Source organism: Salinisphaera sp. SWV1 (assembly GCF_052044155.1).
GTDB lineage: Bacteria > Pseudomonadota > Gammaproteobacteria > Nevskiales > Salinisphaeraceae > Salinisphaera.
The window spans coordinates 1-21601 of record NZ_JBQDYE010000044.1 but is presented as its reverse complement, the minus strand read 5'-3'; the positions used below and the strand labels follow the sequence as shown (position 1 = coordinate 21601).

Genomic DNA, 21601 nt, shown 5'->3' with positions numbered 1-21601 from the left:
TTCGTACTCCCTGCATAGCACAATAAAAACCGGGGGCTCAATCAGCCATTCGCGCCGGCTGGCGAAAAGATTGACGATTCAATGAGTTGGTCTGCGAACGATCGGTTGCGAGCGCTGATTGGAGCTCACCACGGGTGGCCAATGCGTTCAACACGCAGCCCGAATAGCCAATCAGTTGAAGTAATCCGCTTCGCGCTGATGGCGCACGGCTACGATGACGACAGTCTCATCGTCACGAATCTCGAACAACGCGACGTACCCGGCTCGGCCAAAGGGAATGATCATTTCTCGCAAGAACAACAGGTCGGGGCTCGCCCGCCGGCAACTAAAAGGGAAGTCGGATAAGTAATCGACGGCCCTACGCATGGCCATTCGGGCTTTTCCCCCGGCCAACGGGTCTCGCTCATCGAGGGGCCGATAGAGCCCGAGCAGATCGCGACGCGCGCTGGCGGTAAAGACCACGCGATAGGTCATGCCCCGCGGTTTTCGGCATTTTCTTTCGCAATCTCGTCGAGTTCACCGAGTACGCTTTCAGCCGAAAAATATTCGCCGGTTCGCTCGGCCTCGTCCCGCGCCGCCAATCCCCGCCGAATGAACTCGGCCCGGCTTTCGCGCTGATAGATCTCGTCGCGAATGGCGGTTTCGACGAAGCTGGAGAGTGTCTCGCCGTCTCGCAGTACCCGCTCGGCCGCTTCACGAAGCTCGGGCGTGACCCGAAGCGATGGAATGGATGCGGTTTTCATGCGACGTCATCCGCGCGTTGCATTTGCGATGCAGCCACTATAGAACGCTCGGGGCGATCGTGTCAGCGGATGGTGCCGGCGTCTCAATGCCAGAGCTTGTCCCGCGTCGCCCCCGCCTCTTCGAGCCGCTTGATGTAGTCGGCCCAGTTGGCTTCGTAGTTCTCGCCCAGCTCGCGCAGGGTGTCCCAGGAGAAGATGCCGGTGTTATGGCCGTCGTCGAAGTGCAGCTGGATGGCGTAGTTGCCCACCGGCTCGATCTGCTCGACGCCGACATCCTTCTTACCCGTCACAAGCTGCATGGGACCGCCGTGGCCGCGGACTTCGGCCGAGGGCGAGTAGACGCGCAGGTATTCCAGCGGCAGGTTGTAGGTGGCGCCGTCTTCGAAGACGACTTCGAGCACCTTGGATTTCTGGTGGAGGGTGATGTCGGTGGGGGCTTCGGCCATGGGGGCGTCCGTTTGGTCGTTGGGGCGTTCATGATCCGCGTGTGGGGGTGTTGGAAGCAACCACGCTTTGCGATGTTTGCTGGGGTTTGCGTGCAGGGTTGGATGGGCTCGGTGCCGAGCCACGACTCTGGTGGTTCTCGGTGCTTGGGGTTTCGCACTGATGTGCGACTCCCTTTCGTTTGCTTGTCCAAACGAAAGGAAGCAAAGGAAAAGACACCCGCATCGGCGCCGGCTGCGCCGGTGCACTCCGATGCTCGCGGCGACGGGATGCGGCCAGAACTCGCGTCGCTTTGGCGACGCTCAAACAGGCTGGCCGCACCGGCGCAGTGCGCCGGACACCCGTCGCCGCTGCGCGTCTCCGTCGCCTCAGACGGGACGGAATACAGGCACCACCCTCATGCCGCGCGAGCCGTGTCTGTATTCGGGTCCCTTGAGCGCAGCGCCGAGCAGTGGAGGCCGAAAGCGATAAAGACCGCCGGATGTTTGAGTCGTGCGTAGCACGGCGAGTTTCCGGCGGTCCGCTTTCGGCCGGAGCCGCGCAGGGCACCGATGCGAAGCATCGGCGCAAGGTAGGGTGTCCTTTCCTTTGGTTACTTTCGTTTGGACAAGCAAACGAAAGTGACTCGCACATCAGTGCGAAACCAAAGCCCAACTCGCCTTGTGGTTCGAACCAACGCGCCCGGCATTCGGCCAAAGCTGCTTAACGGACTCGCGCATAAACGCGAAACCCCCGCCAGCCCCGGTGATGCACAGATCAGCCTTCCATGCACAAAAACAGACTCAAAAAAAGCCGGAGCAGGCATCCTGCTCCGGCTGGTTCGAGCCGCAAAGCGCCCGACCGCCGACCTGTCGACTACAGAATATAGCGCGACAGGTCTTCGTCTGCAGCAAGATCCTTCAACTTGCTGTCGACATAGGCGGCGTCGACGGTGAGCGTCTCGCCGGATTTGTCCGGCCCTTCGAAGGAGATTTCCTCCATCAGGCGCTCCATGATGGTGTGCAGACGCCGGGCGCCGATGTTCTCGGTGCCTTCGTTGACGTTGAACGCCATCTCGGCGATGCGCTTCACGCCGTCGTCGGTGAAGGCGATGGTCACACCCTCGGTATTCATCAGCGCGACGTACTGTTCGGTGAGCGAGCAATGCGGCTCGGTGAGGATGCGCACGAAATCCTCGGCCTTGAGCGCATCGAGCTCGACGCGGATCGGCAGACGCCCCTGCAGCTCGGGGATCAGGTCCGACGGCTTGGCCACGTGGAACGCGCCCGAGGCGATGAACAGGATGTGATCGGTGCGGACCATGCCGTACTTGGTCGAGACGGTGGAGCCTTCCACCAGCGGCAGCAGGTCGCGCTGCACGCCTTCGCGGGAGACATCGCCGCCCGAGCCGCCGCCGGCGTCCGAGCGCTTGCAGACCTTGTCGATCTCGTCGAGGAAGACGATGCCGTTGTTCTCGACTTCGTGGATCGCCTGGGTCTTGATCTGCTCTTCGTCGACCAGCTTGGCGGCTTCTTCGTCGACCAGCTGACGGTACGCATCCTTGATCCTGATCTTGGAGCGCTTGGTCTTATTCTGCCCGCCCATGTTCTGGAACATCGACTGCAGCTGGCTGGTCATCTCTTCCATGCCGGGCGGCGCCATGATCTCGACGCTGGCCTGGCTCTGGCGCAGTTCCAGCTCGATCTCCTTGTCGTCGATCTTGCCTTCGCGCAGACGCTTGCGGAACACCTCGCGGGTGGCCGTGGATTCGGTGGCCTTGGAGGAGTCGTCCCAGTCGTTGTGCTTGGGCTTGGGCAGCAGCGCGTCGAGAATGCGTTCCTCGGCCGCGAGTTCGGCGTCGTTATGCACGCGCTTCTTGGCTTCCTCGCGCGACATCTTCATGCCAACTTCGACCAGATCCTTGATGATCGAGTCGACTTCCTTGCCGACATAGCCCACTTCGGTGAACTTGGTGGCCTCGACCTTGGTGAACGGCGCCTTGGCCAGCTTGGCCAGACGACGCGCGATCTCGGTCTTGCCGACGCCAGTCGGCCCGATCATGAGGATGTTCTTGGGCGTGATTTCGCCGCGAATGGCCTCGTCGAGCTGCATGCGCCGCCAGCGGTTGCGCAGGGCGATGGCGACCGAGCGCTTGGCATCGGCCTGGCCGATGATGTGCCGATCGAGTTCGGCGACGATCTCGCGCGGCGTCATCTGCGAACGCGGCAGTGCGCGCTGCGAGTCTTCGGCTTCGATGGCTTGGGGGGCGGTATCACTCATAGTCGAGCACCTCGACGGTGATGTGGTGGTTGGTATAAATGCAGGTATCCGCGGCGATATGCATCGCTTTTTCGGCGATCTCGGACGCGGGCATGTCGGTATTCTCGAGCAAGGCGCGGGCCGCGGCCTGGGCATAGGAGCCGCCGGAGCCGATCGCCATGCAGCCGTATTCCGGCTCCATGACGTCGCCATTGCCGGAGAGCATGAGCGTGGCGGTCTTGTCGGCCACCAGCAACAGCGCTTCCAGCCGGCGCAAGGCGCGGTCGGTGCGCCAGTCCTTGGCCATGTCGACGGCGGATTTCACGAGCTGACCGTTGTGTTGCGACAGCTTGCCCTCGAAGCGCTCGAACAGCGTGAACGCATCGGCGGTACCGCCGGCGAAACCCGCCAGAACCTGCTCGTCGTAGAGGCGGCGCACCTTGCGGGCGTTGCCCTTGAACATGGTGTCGCCCATCGAGACCTGCCCATCGCCGGCGACGGCCACCTGGCCGTCGCGACGCACGGAAAGAATCGTTGTGCCGTCGAATTGCTTCACCGGGTCACCCCGCATTGTGTCACGTGAACAACGTTGTGGGGCCAGGCGCGACCCGATTCAAGCACGGGCACCGGCGCGCCGGTTCGGAAACGGTTCAGCCAGCAGCGAAACCGCGTTTATCGGCAATGAATGGCCAACCTACGCGGCGCGGTCGTGCTGGCTGTTGTCGATGCCGATGAGCGCGGCGCCGGATTCCGGGTCGAACAGGTACAGCTTGTCGGCCGCGCAGGTCAGCGTGACATCGTCGCCCATGGCCACCTGCTGGTGCGGTTCGATCTGGGCGGTAAGCGTGCTCTCGCCCACCTTCACCTGGATCATGGTGAGCGAGCCCAACGGCTCGACCACTTCGACGGCGCCGAACAGCCGGCAGGCGCGATCGTCGCCGGTCGCCAGGTGCAGATGTTCGGGCCGGATGCCGACGCGGACGCGGCCCCGCCCTGCCACGAGCCGGCGGCGTTCCTCGTCCAGCGCCAGGCCGTAATCCGGGCCGCTGACGCGGTTGTCGCTGATGTTGGCATCGAGGAAATTCATCGACGGCGTGCCGATGAAGCCGGCCACGAACTCGTTCGACGGATGCTGGTAGAGGTTGTTGGGGGAATCGATCTGCTGGACGATGCCGTCCTTCATCACTGCGATGCGCTGGCCCATGGTCATGGCTTCGGTCTGATCGTGGGTGACATAGAAGGTGGTCACGCCGAGCTTGCGGTGCAGTTTGACGATCTCGGCACGCATGTCGACGCGCAGCTTGGCGTCGAGATTCGACAACGGCTCGTCCATCAGGAACACCTGCGGCTGGCGCACGATGGCCCGCCCCAGTGCCACACGCTGGCGCTGGCCGCCGGACAGGGCCCGGGGTTTGCGATCCAGCAGGGGCTCGATGCCGAGCACGGCCGCGGCTTCGTCGACCCGTTTCTTGATGTCGGCCTTGTCGTATTTCTTGAGCTTGAGGGAGAAAGCCATGTTGTCGCGCACGGTCATGTGCGGGTACAGGGCATAGCTCTGGAACACCATGGCGATGTCGCGATCCTTGGGCGCCACGCCGGTGACATCGCGATCGCCGATCTTGATTTCGCCTTCGGTGTGTTCCTCCAGCCCGGCGATCATGCGCATGGTGGTGGTCTTGCCACAGCCCGATGGGCCCACCAGCACCACGAATTCGCCGTCTTCGGTGACGAGGTTGAAGTCCTTCACCGCCAGGTCGTCCGAGCCCGGGTAACGCTTGCCGACTTGGTTGAGTTCTACGACTGCCATGGGTCTTTCCTCTGAAACTATTTCTATCCGCAGATCAGCACAGACCGGCGAATGAATACAGACGTTTTATCCGCAGATTTCACAGATATACGCAGATTAAGCGCGGAAGGCGCTGCAGAACCGGAGGCATCGCTGCCGTCGCGATCACCGCAAGCCCTATCCGCAAACCAAAATCGAACCCTTCCAATCTTTTTGTCTTCAATCTGCGTCATCTGCGTAATCTGCGGATGAATGCCTTTCTATCTGTATTCGATCTGCGTGAATCTGCGTCGATCTGCGGACAATCCTTCTTCTTCGCTCGCCCCGTGTCCTCGGTTTGGCGGCCTACCAGAGCGTATAGCCCCCATCGATCTTGAGGATCGAGCCGGTCATGAAGCTGGAGGCCTCGCTGGCGAGGTACACGACGGATGGGCCGAGCTCTTCCGGCGTGGCGGCGCGCTGCATTGGCGCATCGTCGATCCAGTAGGGTTTGAACTTCGGATCGTTCACCGGCGCCATGTCGGTGCCGACATAACCCGGCGCGATGGCATTCACACGGATGCCGCTCGGCGCCCATTCGGCCGCCAACGACTTGGTGAGCTGGTGCACGGCGGCCTTGGAGGCGTTGTAGGCCGGCTGCATCTGCGGGCGGTTGACGATCTCGGCCGAGATCGAACCCACGTTGATGATGTTGCCCGAGCCACGCTCGGCCATGCGCCGACCCACCGCCTGGCAACAGTTCCACAGCCCGTGCACGTTCACATCGAAGATCTGGCGCCAGCCCTCGGGCGTGACATCCAGCGCCGGCTTGTGCTCACAGGTGCCTGCGTTGTTGACGAAGATATTGATCGGGCCGAACGCGGACTCGATCGAATCCAGCATCGGCTCGATGGCCTCCACGTCGGTCACGTCGGCGCCCACGGACATGGCCTTGCCGCCGCCCTCGCGGATGGCCGCGGCCACATTCTCGGCCTTATCCACACGGCGGGCGACGATGGCCACCGCCGCCCCCGCCTCGGCCAGCGCATGGGCGAGCGCTTCGCCAATCCCACCGTTGCCGCCGGTGACCACCGCCACCCGGCCGGTCAGATCGAATTTCGACATCACTGCCATGAATTACTCCTCGTGCGGCTAAGCCGCTTCTGTTTAGTCCGCTGATGAAAGCGAGGCACTTTGTCCGCAGATCGACGCAGATGCACGCAGATCTGAATACAGACTGTTACCCACAGATTTCACAGATGTAGACAGATTGGCGCGGAGAACAATGCCGAAATAGAGACATCACATCCATCGCGATCACCCTCGCCTCGGCGGCGAATATCGAAATTAAAACCACAAAATTTTTGTCTTTAAATCTGTGGATCAATGCTTTCTGCCTGTATTCGATCTGCGTGCATCTGCGTCGATCTGCGGATAACCGTCTTCTGTCTGTATTCAATCTGCGTCATCTGTGCAATCTACGGATCACCGTCTTTCTTAAGTTCGCACCCCAACGTCGGCTTATTTGACCGCACCCAGCGTCAGCCCGGTGACCAGCCAGCGTTTGACCAGCAGGCCGAATACGGCCATTGGGCAGACAACGACCGTGCCGATGGCCAGCAGCTTGCCCCAGTCGATGCCGGTCTGCGTGAGCAGCTGGGCGGCGGCGATGGGAATGGTCTGCGTGCCCGGGCCGGCGAAGGTGGCGGCGAACGCATAATCGTTCCAGGCGAAGATGAAACACAGGATGGTGGTGGTGGCGATGCCGGGTTTCATCAGCGGCAGGGCGACGTGCCAGAACACCTGCCATTTGGTGGCGCCGTCGATGCGGGCCGCCTCTTCCAGGTCGCGCGGCAGATCGTCGAAGAAGGCCGTCATCAACCAGATCGCGAACGGCAGGTTGAAGCTGAGATACGCCACGATCAGGCCGCTGTAGCTATCCAGCATGTGCAGATAACGGAACATCAGATACAACGGCACGATCACCGCCGCGATCGGGGCCATGCGTGTGCTGATGATCCAGAACGCCAGATGATCCTTGCCGCGAATCTGGATGCGCGACAGGCCATAGCCCGCGGCAGCGCCCAGCACCACCGCGATGAACGTGGACACGCCGGTGGCGATCAGGCTGTTGACGACGTTGTGCCAGAGATTGTTGCCGCCCGAGAACAGCGCCCCGTAGTGCGCCAGCGTGGGCGCAAAGAACAGTTCGGGCGGATAGGCGGTGATCGCGTTGTTGGGTTTGAACGACGACAACACCATCCAGGCGATGGGCACCAGCGTCCAGACCAGCATGAGCGCGATCAGCAGCCAGCGGACGAGCGTGCTGAGCGGATGGCCCCGGGTATTCATGCCACGGCCTCGTTGCGTTTGAGCACGCGCACGAACACGGTGGCGATGACGATCGAGAACACGAGCATGGTCAGGCCCACGGCCGAGGCATAGCCCAGATCGAAGAAGCGGAAGGCGATGTCGTACAAGCGGATCGGGATGATCTTGGTCGAATCCGCCGGGCCGCCGTTGGTGGTGATGAAGATGATCGCGAAGAAACGGATCGCGTCCATCGCCCGGATCAGCAGGGCCACCAGCAGGATCGGCAGGATCGACGGCAGGATGATCGACACCAGCTTGTGCCGATAGCTTGCGCCGTCCACATCGGCCGCCTCGAGGATATCGGTGGGCACGGCGGTAAGCCCCGCCAGCACGATGAGTGCGACCAGCGGCGACCATTCCCAGATATCCAGCCCGATCACCGCCGCCAGGGCCGGCCCGACCGAGCCCAGGATATTGCCGTCGTACAGCCCGGTGGCGGACAGGAACCACGAGTACAGTCCGAAGCTCGGATCCAGCAGGAACCGCCCGAGCAGGCCGACGATGATCGGCGCGATGAACATCGGAATCAGCACCAGCGACAGCACGATGTTGCGGGCCTTGATCAGGCTGTGGATCAGCAGCGCCATCACCGTGCCGACCATCATCTCCGCGCCTACCGTAGCCGCGAAATAGATCACGCTCAGGATCCAGCTCGAGCCGATGTCCGGATCGCTGAACAGATGCTTCCAGTTGGCCAGCCCGATGAAGTCGAACGACAGTCCGCCGATGAGCCCGACCTTGCTCAGGCTCATCCAGATCATGGTGAACAACGGAATGAACGAGATCGCCGCGAGCAGGAGCAGAGCTGGCGACATCATCGCCAGCTCGAAGCCCTGCCCGCCGCGGCGCGCCTTGCCTGCCATGGTCGCTACGCGCCCGTGGCCGAGTCGATCTTGTGCTTGGCCGACTTCATGGTCTGCTCGGGCGACTGCTGACCGGCCAGCATCTTGGACAACTCGGTGAACACCGCCGTATCCGCCTGGTTCCACGACGGAATCTTGGGCCGCAGGCCGATGTGGTCGCTGTCCCAGGCCACTTGCATGGTGTCGGCCGTGAGCATGTTGGGCATGTCGGTCGGCGGGTGGCTGGCCTTTTTCACCTCGGGCATGTTGTAGACCGAAGTGCGGGTCGGCGTGCCGCCGCCTTGCTTGCTCTTGAGGCCGGCGAGCTGGGTCTGCGGCGAGGTGGCCCAGACCACGAACAGCCAGGCCGCGGTCTTCTGCTTGCCGGTGGCGTTGCCGTTGATTCCGATACCGGTGCCGCCATACAGGTTGGCGCTGCGCGCGGGGCCCGTGGGCAGCGGCGCATAACCGACCTTGCCCTTGAGCTTGCCGGATTCCAGCGAGCCGGCGAACTCGTGCCATTCCGGCATCATCGCGAAGCGATCGTTCTCGAAGGCGTTGGCCACGCCGGTCCAGTCCCAGCTCGTGCTGCCCGGATCGGCGATCTTGAGCAACTTCTGGTAGAACTGGGCGGCCTTGATCGCGGCCGGCTGATCCAGCGTGCACGGGCCCGGCTTGGCCGTACCGAGCAGGCCGACCTGGTCGCCATTGTGGAAATACTCGCCGCCGTAGGCCATCAGCACGTTGGAGAAATCGCACATCAGCGAGTCGTACTGCTTGGCCTGGTGGCCGGTGCCGTACTTCACTTCCTTGACGTGATCGCCGTTGAACCACTTCGCGATCTGGTAGTACTGCTCCCAGGTGATCTTGTCGGACGGCGTCGGGTCGAAGCCGAGATCCTTTTGCATCTGATCGTGGTACTTGTCGAACAAGTCCTTGCGATAGATCCAGATCATGGTCGGACAATCGTAGGGCAGCGCATACAGCGCCTTGCGATTGCCGAAATAGCCGGCCGCGCCGAGCTGGGTCGGGATGAAGTCGCCGAGCCCCTTGGGCACGGCCGGCAGCCCATGCTTGCCGTTGAGCGTGTTCAGATCCATCAGGCCCTGGTGATAGGGGGCGACCACCTGATACGGGTCAGCATAGATCACGTCGTAGGCGCTGCGGCCGGAGCCGAAGTCCAGTGCCACCTTCTTGACCAGATCGCCGAGCTCGAGCTGGGTGATCTTGACGTCGATGCCAGTGAGTTTCTTGAACGGCTCCAGATTGGCCGCGATCGCGGTGGTCGGCGGCGTGTTCTCGGAGATGAACTGAATGGTCGTGCCGCTGGCCTGTTTCCAGGTCTTGTCGTCGGCCATGGTCTGGGCCAGCGCAGTACGAAACGACCCCGCGCCCAGTGTGGTCAGGGCGGCAGCGCCGCCCAGGCCCTTGAGAATATCGCGGCGTGAGTGATGAATGGTCATGGTCCGGCCTCCTTGTGTGTTCTATTTATCCAGCAGGATCTGCAGCTTCACGTCGCTCGGCTCGCCGCGGGCGGCGCGCTCGAAGGCGGCGACGCTGTCGGCGAAGTCGAATGTTTCTGAAATCAAAGGCTTGAGGTCGATCTTGCCCGAGGCGATCAGGGCGATCGTGCGGTCGTAGACATTGGCGTAGCGAAACACCGTCTCGATCGAGATTTCCTTGGCCTGGGCGGCGACGATGTCGAAGGTGACCGGCTCCACCGGCATGCCCACCAGTACCAGCGTGCCCGCTGGGCGCACTGATGCCAGCGCATCGTCGTACACCTTCGGGCTGCCGCTGGCCTCGAACACGACGTCGGCACCCCAATCGGCGCCGCAGCGCGCGGCGACCTTGTCGGTCAGCGATTCGCGCGCGACGTTCACGGTGGTGATGCCGTCATAGCCGGCCGCGATCTCGAGCTTTTCGTCGACCAGGTCAGAGACGATCACTTCACTGGCCCCGCCGGCCAACGCCGACAACGCGACCATCAGCCCGATCGGCCCGGCGCCGGTGACGACACAGACATCGCCCGGCGTCATGCGCGCCTTGACCGTGGCCTGCATGCCGATCGCCAACGGCTCGACCATCGCGCCCTCGGCGAACGACACGTTGTCCGGCAACTTGTAAGTGAAGGCCGCGGGATGCACCACCTCCGGCGTCAGGCAGCCATGGATCGGCGGCGTGGCCCAGAAGCGCACGGCGGGATCGACGTTGTAGACCCCGAGCTTGGCGGCACGGGAGGTCATGTCCGGAATACCCGGCTCCATGCACACCCGGTCGCCTACCGCCAGCTCGGTGACCGCCGAGCCCACTTCGGTGATGGTGCCCGAGGCCTCGTGGCCCAGCACCATCGGCTCGTTGACCACGAACGGGCCGATCCGGCCGTGGGTGTAATAGTGGACATCGCTGCCGCAGATACCGACGGTATGCACATGCACGCGCACGTCATGCGCGCCGAGCTCCGCCGGCAGGTCGATCTCTCGCAGGGACAATTCGTGCTGTCGTTCCAGCACCAGCGCCTGGGCTTGCATTGCGCCTCCTCAATTCCTGGCCGCGCACGGCTTAAGTTACCGTCGACGCTACGGCTGCACCCGGCGAGCGGACTAGACCGGATTTTTCGCCCGATCTGTACTTTTTTTCACGACCTGAGCCCCTTCTCGCTGATAATCCTGCAAGAATGAATAGTTACCGACATCGTCCGGGTTTGGAAAAATGCTTGATACAGCAATCAGTACGACTAAAGCAGGACGCGAAATCAGGCGCTTGTCGGCCGCACCGCCGGCCGTGGATCCGCCAGCCGGCCTATTGCGCGGCGTAACAGGCGCGATATGAGCGGCCCCTATCCCCGGCCTGACGAACTGGGCGAGCCGGTCTACGAGAACATCGCCCACGATCCGCGCCACAGCTTTTACTGGCATACCCACGGGTTTCCCTCGCCGCTGGCGAAATGGAATTTCCACCCCGAGTACGAGCTGCATCTGATCCGGCATTCCTACGGCCACTACATGGTGGGGGACTACGCCGGCCGGTTCGGGCCGGGCAACCTGGTGCTGGTGGGGCCCAACCTGCCGCACGCCTGGTTCAGCGACCTGCTGCACGACGACGACGTCATCGAGCAGCGCGACGTGGTATTGCAGTTTCGCGGCGAATGGCTGGAATCGTTGATGCGCCTGTGCCCGGAACTACGCCGGGTGGAACGGCTGATACAGGACACTGGCCGCGGCGTGCTGTTCACCGGCGCCGATGCCCAGGACGCCGCGAGCCGACTGGAAGCCATGGGCCACCAGGACGATGTGGCACGTGTCTCCACGCTGATCGAGCTGCTGGGCCGGCTGGCGCGCAACGACTATCGGCTGCTGACCAGCCCGGATTATCACCTGCGGCATGCCGGCGTGCGCTCGGAGCAGGTGGACGCGATCCTTCAGCACCTCCATCGCCACTTCAACCGCCATATCAGCATGACGGCGGTCGCACGCTGGCAAGGCATGACGCCCTCGACCTTCTCGCGTTTCTTCAAGCAGGCGACCGGCGATACGTTCGTCGCCTTCGTGCGCCGGCTCCGGATCGACCATGCCTGCCGGTTGCTGCTGGATCCGCGCTATTCGGTGGCCGATGTCTGCTTCATGGCCGGCTACAGCAATCTGTCGAACTTCAACCGCCACTTCCGGCGGCTGACCGGCACCACGCCGCGTGAATACCGGCAATCGCTGGCCGAGGACGCCGCCGCCCATGCGGCCGAACCCGGGCGGCGCGCCGCCACGCGTCGAGCCGCGTCACACAGTCTGTAAACAGATTATCCGCAGATGGACGCAGATCTACGCAGATGCGATGAGCGCAGATTCTGTGGGAGAACGCGGCCCATAAGCAGGCTGCATCCAAAAGACACTGCGCGAGAGGGTGTCGTCAGGCAATACGCCTTCGCATCACGCCCTAATCCTCGGCCTCGCCATGCGCCCGGGGGTGGGCGGCGTCGTAGATGCGCGCCAGATGCGAGAAATCCAGATGGGTGTAGATCTGCGTGGTGGAAATATTGGCGTGGCCGAGCAGTTCCTGCACCGCGCGCAGATCGGCCGAGGATTCCAGCATGTGGGTGGCGAAGGAATGACGCAGTTTGTGCGGATGCAGATGCACCGGCAGGCCATGGCTGATCGCCCAGCGCTCCATCCGCGCCGCCACACTGGAACGCGACAGCCGGCTGCCGCGACGCGAGACGAATAACGCCATTTCGCCGGGTGCCGCCAGATTCGGGCGCGCGCTGAGCCAGTGTTTCAGTGCCACCGCGGCCCGTGAGCCGACCGGCACCGTGCGCTGGCGATTGCCCTTGCCGATCACGCGCGCCTCGCCGGCCGCGAGATCGAGATCGGTCACGTCCAGCCCCACGGCCTCGGCCAAGCGGATGCCGGCGGTGTAGAACAATTCCAGCATGGCGTGATCGCGCACTTCGAGCGTATCGCCCGGCGTGGCGTCGAGCATGGCCGCGAGATCGTCGACATCGATGGTTTCCGGCAGGCGCGCCGGTTTTTTCGGCGCGCGCACATCCGCCGCCGGGTTGGTCTCGGACAGCCCCTGACGCATGCGCCAGACATAGAAGCTGCGCACGGCCGAGGCCAGCCGCGCCAGGCTGGTGGGCCTGGCGCCGCCGCGATGGCGCGCGGCCAGCAGGTCGCGCATGTCGGCCGGCGTGACCCGGCGCCAGTCGTCGATGCCGCGGCCGGCCAGATAATCCGCGGCCGCCGCCAGATCGCGGGCATAACCGGCCACGGTATGCGCCGAGGCCCGGCGGATGTGTCGCAGGTGATCAAGATAATCCGCGATCGCGCGCTCCAGCGCCTCGCGTTTCGATGTGTGCGTGTCGCCACTACCGGCCATGGCGCGACGACCGATCAGGGCAACACGTCGGTGCCGAGCAGACGACGCAATGTGGCCGTGAGCAGGTCGCCGAACAATTCCACGAACAGCGTGCCCATATCGGCAGTGAAGCGTTTCGGATCGGCACTGGCGAGCACGATCGCGCCATGTATGTCGTGCTGGCCCAGCGGGATCATCGCGGCGCTGGTCATCAGGGCATCGTCGCCGCCGGCGAACAAGGCCTTGGATTGGGTCGCGCTCAATTCGCCGCAGATCGGCTTGCCCCGACGAAATACATTGGTCAGCGCCCGGCTGGCGTCGGCGTCATCCTCCAGCGGATGGATACTGTCGACGGTCGTCGGCAGCGTGCCCTGCATGCCGACATAGACGCAGTCCACGGCCAGATGATCGCCCAGGCAACGCGTGAGCGACGCGATCATGGGATCGACCTCGACCGCCCCGGCCATGATCCGGGCCACGCGATTGAGCTGGACCACGCGCTCCTCGTTGCTCCGGGCGGCGGCCAGCAGCTCCTCGAAGCGCGACTGGATCCTGGCGTTGGTATCGCGCAGTACGCGCACCTGGCGCTCGATCAGCGAGACGGCGCTACCCGAGGCATGCGGCACATCCATGGCCTCGAAGGCCTCGGGATGCCGGCGCAGAAAATCCGGATGCGCGGCGAGATAGGCCGCGACCTCGGATTCGTCGAGATCGATCGATACAGGCTGTTTTTCGGCTTCGTTCATGGCAGGCGATCTTTTCGGTGGCTGTCACCGGCGGGGCAACAAACGCGCCATGCACGGCGACAGCGGTTCAGGGCTCATCGCCCCTGATCAGACGATAGCAGTTTCCCCTCGAAAACGCGTTCCGCCGGCCCGATCAGCACCGCCGACGCATCGGCGCTTTCCCAGCGTATACGCGCGCTGCCGCCCGGCAGATCCACCCGCACGTCGGCGTCGAGATCGCCGGCGGCAATGCCGGTGACCACCGCCGCGGCCGCCCCGCTGCCACAGGCGAGCGTCTCGCCGGCGCCGCGCTCGAATACGCGCAGACGGATGTGATCGCGCGCCACGATTTCACAGAAACCCACATTCACACGCTCGGGGAACGCGGGGTGGCGCTCCAGCGCCGGACCGATACGCTCGACCGCGGCGCTCGCCACGTCGGGCACACGAAGAACAGCGTGCGGATTGCCCAGCGATACCGCGGCAAACGTCACCGATTGGCCGGCCACGTCATCCAGCCGGTAACTCGGCGCGCGATCGAAACCGGCCAGCGGAATGCGCGCGGGTTCGAACTCGGGCACGCCGAGGGCGACGGCGAAGGTGCCATCATCGAGCGCCTCCAACGTCATCCGGCCGTCGCGGATATCGACCACGATGCAGCGCTTGTCGGTCAGCCCGGCCTCGCGCACATAGCGCACGAAACAGCGTGCGCCGTTGCCGCACTGGCCGGATTCGCTGCCGTCCGAATTGAGGATGCGGTAGGCGAAGTCTGCTTCCGCGCTGCGCGGCGGCTCGACGATCAGGATCTGATCGCAGCCGATGCCGAAGCGGCGGTCGGCGATACGCCGTGCGGTCGCCGGGTCGAGCGCGATCGGCGCCCGGGTGGCGTCGAGCACCACGAAGTCGTTGCCGAGCCCGTGCATCTTGGTGAAGGTCAATGCCATGGCTTGCATCCGTCGCGATCAGTTCGCGGTCTTGGAGTCGTCGGTCGCCCCGGCGCCACCGCCGTCGCGCCCGTCCTTGATCACCTGCTGGCGATCGGCGGCATCTTCCTGATCGCCCGCGGGCGGCAGATTGCCGTGCCGATCGCGCACCGTCGCCGTGGTGGTCAGCCTGGCATGCTGGCTGCCGCAGATCACGCTCAGATTGATGTGGTCGCCCGCGCTATAGGCCCGGCTCGGCGAGTAGAGTGCGACCTCGCGCTCGCCCGGCCTGAATGCCATCTCGGCGCCGCCTTTCACCGTGAACGGCGCCAGCGGTTGGGCGCCGCCATTGGCATTGTTCGCGGCCTGCGCGGCCGCCGCCTTGTTCTGGAAAATCGCCCGATCGAAGGCATTGCTGGCCACGCCGTTCACGGTGACCGGCGCCGAACCGTCGTTGCGCAGGGTGAAATAGCCGAGCATCTCGCGCGAACCGGCATGCGCGGGTGTGACCCAGGCATCGTGAATGGCGAGCTGGCCACAGTCCGACGCGGCGCCGGGCTGCCCGCAGCCGGCCAGGGCGCCGGCCAGCCCGGCCGCCGCCAGCAGAGAAAGAATCGACGAATGCCGCATGCGCTGCGCTCCCGTGTGGTGCTCGCGGTGCCGATTGCGCCGATCGGCCCATGCTCTTGTCAAACGCGTATTTTACCGCCAAATATCTAGGGCCTGTTGCCGTTTCGTGCGAGCGCCGCGTTGGCGTCCGCAAATCGTGTCCGGCAAGGCGCGAGTCGCCGGCTCTGGGCGTGCCACGACCCAGACTTGCAACGCCGCCGGGCGCCCATCGTCAATTTTTCGGGCGGCCCAACCCGAAGGGACAAGCGCTGTTTTGCGGCAATCCAGCGTTGGTGCTCTCTCGCGTAGAACGACTACGCCACATTCGCTACGCCTCGTCTTGCCGCCCCCAAGTAATTTTTCAGGAAGCGCTTGGCGCGGACTCGGGCGAAACGGCAACAGGCCCTAGACGACGCAGCGTCGCTGTAACGGTCCGACGGGCACCGCCGGGCCGTGCGGCGCTCGCCAGGGTCGCGTGTTCGCGCGACAATGCATGTCAACAATCTCGGTCGGACCCTCCATGACCCAGACGGAAAAAAACATAGCGTTCGGCCACCGCGGCCACGATCACGACGCCTGCATCGCCGACGCCCTGACCCGGGCCGAGGCGGTCTGCGCCGAACGCGGGCTGCGCCTGACCGCGATCCGGCGCCGCGTGCTGGAACTGATCTGGGTCAATCACCAGCCGACCAAGGCCTACGATCTGCTGGCCCGGATCAACAGCGAACGCGGCAACGCCGCACCGCCGACCGTGTATCGCGCCCTGGATTTCCTGCTCGACGCCGGCCTGATCCACAAGATCGAATCGCAGAACGCGTTCATCGGCTGCGGCATCGATCACGATCGCCACCCGCCGAAGTTCTTCATCTGCCGCGAATGCGGCCGGGCGGCCGAAATACAAAGCGTCGACATCGACGACGCCATCGCCAACGAGGCGAAACAGAGCGGCTTCGTGGTCGATCACCAGACCATCGAGGTCGACGGTCTCTGCGCAAACTGTGCGGGCCGCCAAAAGCTGGCTTATTAACCCGGCCCAAAAACAGATGATTTTTCGGGTGGATAGCGCGAGCATGCGACCGCATGCTCGCCGCGGCCATTGGCCGCGAAGCCGTTGAAAATAAAAGACGGACAGGCGCCAGCCTTTATTTTTAAGGCGTTGAAAACAGCGGATGAAGTCCGCTGTTTTGATGCCGGATTAAGAGCCCCCGATCGATCGCGCCAATCGCGCGAGCACGCGACAGCCTTGCCGCCAGCTGCCGTTTCACAGCGCACCGCCAGCGACCGTCTTGCGGGTTGCGCTTCACGCCGCGGATAGCACCGACCCGTCATTCGGCATTGCAGCGTCAGCGGGGATGATACGACTGACTTGAAAGTTGTTATGATATAACATTGTTTATTTGTGGAGAATATCGATGCCAACGCACGCCCCATTGCCCGTGACGGTCCTGTCGGGGTTTCTCGGCGCCGGCAAGACGACCGTACTCAATCATTTGCTGGCCAACCGCGCGGGCTTGAAGGTCGCGGTGATCGTCAACGACATGAGCGAGATCAACATCGACGCCGCGACTCTGCGCGAAACCGGCGGGCTGTCGCGCGTCGACGAGAAGCTCGTCGAGTTCTCCAACGGCTGCATCTGCTGCACGCTGCGCGAGGATCTGTTGGCGGAGGTGACCCGGCTGGCCGGTGAAGCGCGCTTCGATTATCTGCTGATCGAATCGACCGGCATCTCGGAACCCCTGCCGGTCGCCGCCACGTTTGCCATGCGCGATGAGCGGGGTTTCGCCCTCGACGATGTGGCCCGGCTCGACACCATGGTCACGGTGGTCGACGCCGCGTCGCTCATGACCCATTACGCCAGCACGCAATTACTGGCCGAACGCGGCGAGGCTGCCAGCAACGAGGACGAGCGCACGGTGGTCGACCTGCTGGTCGACCAGATCGAGTTCGCCGATGTCATCGTGCTGAACAAGCGCGACCGGGCGGACGAAGCGACGCGCGAGCGTGCGAAGGCCGTGCTGAAAGCGCTGAACCCGGGCGCGGAGATCATCGAGACCGAGCACGGCCGGGTCGATCCCGCCGCGATACTCGGCACCGGCCGCTTCGACTTCGACACGGCCGCGCAGTCGCCCGGCTGGGCGCGCGAACTCGCAGGCGAGCCTCACCCGCCCGAGACCGAGGAATACGGAATTTCAAGCTTCGTCTATCGACGGCGCCGGCCATTTCATCCCGAGCGTCTGTTCGAACTCATCCACGGCGACTGGCCCGGCGTGCTGCGTGCCAAGGGTTTCTTCTGGCTGGCCAGCCGGCCCGAGTGGGTGGGCGAACTGTCCCAGGCCGGCGGCGCGCTGACGCATCAGGCCGCGGGCTTCTGGTGGGCCAGCGATACCGCGGCCGGGCGCCTGCCGGAAGACCCGGAAGTTCTCAAGACCGTGCGTAACACCTGGCATCCGGAATACGGCGACCGACGCCAGGAGATCGTGATGATCGGCATCGACATGGATCGCGACGCGCTCGAGGTGCGTCTGGATGCCTGCCTGCTCACCGACGCCGAATGCGCGGTCGGCTGGCGACGCTGGCAGGCGATGAACGATCCGTTTCCGGCCTGGCGCGCCAGTGCTTATTAACCCGGCACAGAGATAGATGATTTTTCGGGTGGATAGCGCGCGCATGCAACCGCATGCTCGCCGCGGCCATCGGCCGCTACGCCTTTGAAAATAAAAGACGGAAAGGCGCCGGCCTTTATTTCTGAAGGCGTTGAAAACAGCGGATGAAGTCGGCTGTTTTGATGCCGGATTAATAGCGCTACTGCCGCCGGGCACGCGCGTGCCCGGCGATCATGGCGCCCTGCATGATGGTGCCACCGGATTTGGGCCCGTCCGTTGTGGCGGCGTTGCGTGGTTTTTCGCTCGGCAATCGAGTACGTCGCCATCGCGCGCCACTCAAGCCACAGCCTCAGGGCTCCGAAAACGAGCCCTCGTCGGCGGCTGCGGCACTACGGCCATCGCGCCCCGACCGGCCGAATTTCCAGAGCGACAGACAGGCCAGCCAGGCCACCATGAACAGGCCGACAATCACGAAGCCGGCATCGCCGAAATTCAGATCGGCAATCGTGCTGAAGATCCCGCCCTTGAGACCCAGCGTGCCTACCAGCACCTGCAACAACTCGATGGTGCCGATGACCAACGCCACGACCACCGACAGCAACGTGGTCGTTGCGTTGTAGAACACCTTGCGAACCGGGTTGATGAAAGCCCAGCGATAGGCCTTCGTCATCAGCACGCTGTCGGTGGTATCCAGCAGCGTCATGCCGGCCGCGAACAGGATCGGCAGCGACAGCACCGCCGGCCAGGGTAGCGAGCCGCTGGCCGCGCCGGCCGTCATGGCCAGCAAACTGACTTCGGTCGCGGTATCGAACCCCAGGCCGAACAGGAAACCGAGCGGATACATCTGCCAGCCGTACTTGATGCCCTGCAGATACCGCTGCCCGAGCAGTCGGTTGATCAGGCCTCGCCGGGCGAGCATGGCCTCGAGGTCGTCGTGGCTGTGGTTGCCATGCCGGGCCCGGCCCCAGATCTGGAGCAGATCCAGCAGCACGAGCAGGTTGAGTATGCCGATGACCCAGAGAAATATACCCGACACCGAGGCCCCGAATACCCCGCCGATATGCTCGATCCGCGGATACTGCGTGAACGCGGAGGCCGTGCAGGCCAGCAGGACAGCGGCTCCGAAGACGATAGTCGAATGTCCTAGCGAAAAGAAGAACCCGATGCTGAGCGGGCTTCGTCGCCTGGCCAGTACCGAACGCACGGTATTGTCGATCGCCGCGATGTGGTCGGCATCGAAGGCATGGCGCAAGCCGAACAGATAAGCCGTCAGCCCGAGCCCGACCAACGCCGGATATTGCCGGACATAGCCGAGATAGAGCCCCCAGCCGACGACATGAAGCAGCCCGATGAAGCCGTACAGGCCGGATAGCCGCAGCCACTCGGACGTCGTGAACGGCTGCGCGGCGGTCGCCGCGGATGATCGGCAATCACTTGCAGTCGGCATGACCCAACATGTGCTCCCCGCTCGCCCTGGTCCGGCGAACGCTCGATCTATGGGTGGTTCGGCAGTTGTAGTTTCTGCCCCGCCTGAAGCGTCTTCGAATGCAGATGGTTGATATCCATGATCGCGTTTTCGGACACACCCTGGCGCGAGGCGATCCCGGACAGGGTATCCCCCGGCTTGACGGTATACATCGAGCCGCCGGTTGCCCGCATTTTCTCAGGCGGATGGTTGTGGAAATACTTCACGATGCCCTTGTACATGGCATCGGCCAGCTCGTTGCGAAAACGGCGGGTTCCCATGAGTTTGGCCTGATGCGGATTGGACAGGAACGCGGTTTCACACAGCACCGAAGGCACCATCGGGTCGCGCAACACCGCGAAATTGGCCCGCGGCGGCTTATGCCGATAGATCGGCTCGATCTGGGCAAACTGGTGGATGATGTTCTGCGCCACATCGTCGGCATCCTCGATCGAGGCATTCTGGAACAGATCGGTCAGGACCGCATTGAGCGTCGGGTCCCCGGAAAAATGCACGCCCGCCAGACTGCGATCGCGCGTGTTTTCGAAATGCGCCAGCTGGGCCGTCTTGGCGTCGGTCGCGCCGTGCTCGGACAGCATGTAGCAAGTCCCGCCCTTGACCGATCGATCATTGGGATACGCATTGGCATGAATGGACACGAACAGGTTGGCGTGGTGTTCCTGCGCGATGTGTACCCGTTGGCGGAGGGTGACGAAGGTGTCGTTGTGGCGCGTGAGTATCGGATGCATGCGTTGGGTCTGCTTGAGCCGCTCATACAGCCGCTTGGCGATGGCCAGATTCACGGTTTTCTCCATCAGGCCGTTGCGGGCGCGCGTGCCCGGATCATGACCACCGTGGCCCGGATCGATCACGACCACGATGCTGTCGTTGCTGGCCTCGGCACGATAGACGGCGCTCGGGCGGCGCGACGCGGCGTGGCCACGGTCGGGTTTCGATGTCGAGGATGCCGAGCCGTCCTGATGCGACGAAGATGAAGAAGAGGCGCCCGGGGCGGCTGAAGCACCGCCGTGTATCGAGGCGATCACATCGTCGCCGCGTACATGGACGTTATCAAGCTGCGCCTTGCCACCCAGATCGAGCACGGCGCGCAGGGTGCCGTCCGCATGGCGCGCCAGGCGCAGGCGGTGCACGGCGCCGCCGGAAACGCTGTTGATGTTGCCGGCCCGTGTATGGTCGAAATCGATCACCGCACGCGCGGGATTCGCGAGCGCAAACCAGTGATATTTCGGCACGCTGTCGAAGTGGAAATGCACGCTGACGCCACTGGCCTGCGAGTCGAGGCGCACCGATTCGAGCGTGGCACTGGCCGCGTATGCCGCCGCACTCGTGAGCATCAGGCCCAACGCCAATCCCCAACTGCACCATCGTGCCGCCATCAACCTGCCTTTATCCTGCGTTTCAAGCCAAAGCGCAGAGCTTAAACCAATCGACCGGGCGCACGACTAACTCCCCGCCGGCCAAAGCCGCCCCTCGGCCTGCGCGCTGCCCGAGGCGCCATGCCGCGGCGACCGGCATGCGATCGTCGCAACAAGCCCGGGCGCTTCAGAAGCCCGCCTCGAGCGCGGCCAACACGGCATAGCACATGAAACAGCCGACCAATACGATCAAGCCGGCACTCAACACCGGCAAGATTCGCAGGAACCGGCCCTGACGCGATGATCGCCGATCCAGAAAACGACGCGCATAGAGAAACACCAGGCCCACGGCCGTGAGCATGGCCGCCAGCCCGACGCTGAAGGCGAGCACGAGAACCATGCCATAGGCCGTGCGATGCACGGCGATGGCGGCCAGCAGTAACACCAGCGCCGACGGGCAGGGCACGAGCCCGCCGGAGATGCCGAGCGCCAGCAGGCTCTTCCAGGTGACCCGCTCGCCATCAGCGCCGGGCGGTTGGTGCGAATGCCAGCCGCCACCGTGGCGATGCCAGAGCACCCCGTTCGCATCCACATGGGCGTGGCTGTGGCTGTGGCTGTGGCTGTGGCTGTGGTCGTGGTCGTGGTCG

21 protein-coding genes are annotated in these 21601 nt (G+C 63.8%); 3 read left to right on the top strand and 18 right to left on the bottom strand.

Annotation, left to right across the window (positions count from 1 at the left end; genetic code table 11):
* Positions 1–171: 171 nt before the first annotated feature.
* From ACS8YF_RS16950 to ACS8YF_RS16900, 11 genes are all read right to left on the bottom strand, one after another.
* The gene (locus tag ACS8YF_RS16950) at positions 172–474 is read right to left on the bottom strand and encodes a type II toxin-antitoxin system RelE/ParE family toxin (protein WP_440851322.1); all 303 of its coding nucleotides are present in this window, start codon (positions 472–474) and stop codon (positions 172–174) included.
* Positions 471–743, bottom strand: a complete 273-nt coding sequence (locus tag ACS8YF_RS16945) for a YlcI/YnfO family protein (protein WP_440851321.1) — start codon at positions 741–743, stop codon at positions 471–473. The genes ACS8YF_RS16950 and ACS8YF_RS16945 overlap by 4 nt, the downstream gene beginning before the upstream one ends.
* An 83-nt stretch (positions 744–826) precedes the next feature.
* Positions 827–1189 carry a gamma-butyrobetaine hydroxylase-like domain-containing protein gene (locus tag ACS8YF_RS16940; RefSeq protein ID WP_440851320.1) on the bottom strand — a complete coding sequence of 121 codons (363 nt, stop codon included), beginning with the start codon at positions 1187–1189 and terminating at the stop codon, positions 827–829.
* 853 nt (positions 1190–2042) lie between these two features.
* Positions 2043–3446 (bottom strand): ATP-dependent protease ATPase subunit HslU, encoded by a 1404-nt coding sequence (gene hslU, locus ACS8YF_RS16935; protein ID WP_440851319.1) that lies wholly within the window; start codon positions 3444–3446, stop codon positions 2043–2045.
* Positions 3439–3981, bottom strand: coding sequence for an ATP-dependent protease subunit HslV (hslV, locus tag ACS8YF_RS16930; protein ID WP_440851318.1), 543 nt, complete (start codon positions 3979–3981; stop codon positions 3439–3441). Before hslV ends, hslU begins: the two co-directional genes overlap by 8 nt.
* A gap of 138 nt (positions 3982–4119) precedes the next feature.
* Complete coding sequence (locus tag ACS8YF_RS16925; protein ID WP_440851317.1) at positions 4120–5232, bottom strand: ABC transporter ATP-binding protein; 1113 nt, start codon at positions 5230–5232, stop codon at positions 4120–4122.
* Positions 5233–5556: 324 nt separating this feature from the next.
* Positions 5557–6324, bottom strand: a complete 768-nt coding sequence (locus tag ACS8YF_RS16920; protein WP_440851316.1) for an SDR family NAD(P)-dependent oxidoreductase — start codon at positions 6322–6324, stop codon at positions 5557–5559.
* Between the two features lie 387 nt (positions 6325–6711).
* Positions 6712–7542, bottom strand: coding sequence for a carbohydrate ABC transporter permease (locus ACS8YF_RS16915; RefSeq protein ID WP_440851315.1), 831 nt, complete (start codon positions 7540–7542; stop codon positions 6712–6714).
* The gene (locus ACS8YF_RS16910) at positions 7539–8426 is read right to left on the bottom strand and encodes a carbohydrate ABC transporter permease (protein WP_440851314.1); all 888 of its coding nucleotides are present in this window, start codon (positions 8424–8426) and stop codon (positions 7539–7541) included. Before ACS8YF_RS16910 ends, ACS8YF_RS16915 begins: the two co-directional genes overlap by 4 nt.
* 5 nt (positions 8427–8431) lie before the next feature.
* Entirely contained in the window at positions 8432–9868 is a 1437-nt protein-coding gene (locus ACS8YF_RS16905; RefSeq protein ID WP_440851313.1) for a substrate-binding domain-containing protein, read from the bottom strand.
* A gap of 21 nt (positions 9869–9889) precedes the next feature.
* Positions 9890–10936, bottom strand: coding sequence for an NAD(P)-dependent alcohol dehydrogenase (locus ACS8YF_RS16900; protein ID WP_440851312.1), 1047 nt, complete (start codon positions 10934–10936; stop codon positions 9890–9892).
* 297 nt (positions 10937–11233) lie between these two features.
* Between ACS8YF_RS16900 and ACS8YF_RS16895 the strand changes: the two genes are divergently transcribed.
* On the top strand, positions 11234–12193 hold the full coding sequence (locus ACS8YF_RS16895; protein WP_440851311.1) for a helix-turn-helix domain-containing protein: 960 nt from the start codon (positions 11234–11236) through the stop codon (positions 12191–12193).
* Between the two features lie 142 nt (positions 12194–12335).
* Here ACS8YF_RS16895 and xerC read toward each other — a convergent pair whose 3' ends face one another.
* From xerC to ACS8YF_RS16875, 4 genes are all read right to left on the bottom strand, one after another.
* Positions 12336–13274, bottom strand: a complete 939-nt coding sequence (gene xerC, locus ACS8YF_RS16890; RefSeq protein ID WP_440851310.1) for a tyrosine recombinase XerC — start codon at positions 13272–13274, stop codon at positions 12336–12338.
* Between the two features lie 14 nt (positions 13275–13288).
* A complete protein-coding gene (locus ACS8YF_RS16885) occupies positions 13289–13999 on the bottom strand; it encodes a DUF484 family protein (RefSeq protein ID WP_440851309.1) in 711 nt (236 codons plus the stop codon).
* Between the two features lie 74 nt (positions 14000–14073).
* Positions 14074–14922, bottom strand: a complete 849-nt coding sequence (gene dapF / locus ACS8YF_RS16880) for a diaminopimelate epimerase (protein WP_440851308.1) — start codon at positions 14920–14922, stop codon at positions 14074–14076.
* Between the two features lie 18 nt (positions 14923–14940).
* Positions 14941–15531 carry a copper chaperone PCu(A)C gene (locus ACS8YF_RS16875; protein WP_440851307.1) on the bottom strand — a complete coding sequence of 197 codons (591 nt, stop codon included), beginning with the start codon at positions 15529–15531 and terminating at the stop codon, positions 14941–14943.
* A 499-nt stretch (positions 15532–16030) separates the two neighbouring features.
* On the opposite strand from ACS8YF_RS16875, the gene ACS8YF_RS16870 reads away from it, so the two are divergent.
* Both ACS8YF_RS16870 and zigA read left to right on the top strand, forming a co-directional pair.
* Entirely contained in the window at positions 16031–16537 is a 507-nt protein-coding gene (locus tag ACS8YF_RS16870) for a transcriptional repressor (RefSeq protein WP_440851306.1), read from the top strand.
* Between the two features lie 385 nt (positions 16538–16922).
* Positions 16923–18134 (top strand): zinc metallochaperone GTPase ZigA, encoded by a 1212-nt coding sequence (zigA, locus tag ACS8YF_RS16865; protein ID WP_440851305.1) that lies wholly within the window; start codon positions 16923–16925, stop codon positions 18132–18134.
* Between the two features lie 328 nt (positions 18135–18462).
* Here zigA and ACS8YF_RS16860 read toward each other — a convergent pair whose 3' ends face one another.
* The 3 genes from ACS8YF_RS16860 to ACS8YF_RS16850 all read right to left on the bottom strand — a co-directional run.
* Positions 18463–19560 (bottom strand): HoxN/HupN/NixA family nickel/cobalt transporter, encoded by a 1098-nt coding sequence (locus ACS8YF_RS16860; protein WP_440851304.1) that lies wholly within the window; start codon positions 19558–19560, stop codon positions 18463–18465.
* 47 nt (positions 19561–19607) lie between these two features.
* Entirely contained in the window at positions 19608–20975 is a 1368-nt protein-coding gene (locus tag ACS8YF_RS16855; protein WP_440851303.1) for an N-acetylmuramoyl-L-alanine amidase, read from the bottom strand.
* Positions 20976–21141: 166 nt separating this feature from the next.
* Positions 21142–21601, bottom strand: a 460-nt coding sequence (locus ACS8YF_RS16850; protein ID WP_440851302.1) for a HoxN/HupN/NixA family nickel/cobalt transporter, incomplete at its 5' end; no start/stop codon positions are given.